Here is an 822-nt window from a genome sequence, read left to right as displayed (position 1 = left end):
CGAACTACCAGTACCCGCTGTTCGGCCAGGCCAGCCGCCGCACGCCGGACATGTCCTTCGACGCCGACCCGGCCAGCGGTGCGTGGGTGCTCTACAACAATGCCTGGTATGTCGTCGGCGGCACGAGCCTGTCGGCACCGGCGCTGGCGGGCATCGTCAACAACTCGAACAACCGGCTGGGCGTGGCGCCTTCGCCGGGCGGCTTCTACTCCAACATGGAAGACAACCTGCTGTACGCGCAGCTGGCGACCTACAAGGAGTACAAGACCAACTTCTATGACGTGACGACCGGCAGCAACGGTGCCTCGGCCACGGTGGGCTGGGACTATTGCACCGGCGTGGGCAGCCCGCGCGGCAAGCTCGGCAAGTAAGCCACACGGCAACTGCCGCCGCACCTCGCGTGCGGCGCGATGCGAAGGCCCGGTTCTCACCGGGCCTTCGTCTTTCTCGCATCTTTCTTGCGTCCTTCTTGCCATCGGGACGAGTCAGGCGGAGACTGTCGGCCGCTGCTCGTGGCCCTCACCGTCGACCCTCGTCGGGCCGGCATCACCTCCACGTGCAGCGGGCACGTCGGTTGCCGTGTGGGCCAATCGGCCGCAGGCAATGGACAGCGACCGCGGAATCCAAACCAGGAAGGACGCGTGATGCAACAAGCCGATCGGGGTGGCAGTACCGGTTCCCGTCCCTCGGGCCAGACCGTTCATGCGAGTGATGCGAACCTCGACATCGTCTTCGACAGCGGCTCGCCGACGCCGCATCCCTGGGGCGGCCTGAACGAGGCCGTCGATCGCGACGACCAGCCCTGGCGCACCGACCCTTGGC

1 pseudogene is annotated in these 822 nt (G+C 66.9%); it reads left to right on the top strand.

Annotated features, from left to right (window positions below):
- Positions 1-371, top strand: a pseudogene (locus AC1DYI_RS37270) (hypothetical protein); the annotation flags it as partial.
- Between the last annotated feature and the right edge of the window lie 451 nt (positions 372-822).

The sequence above is a fragment of the Ideonella sp. P3_A4 genome, from assembly GCF_056403075.1.
Note: the sequence above shows the minus strand (reverse complement) of the source record. Positions and strands in the feature narration are given on the sequence as shown.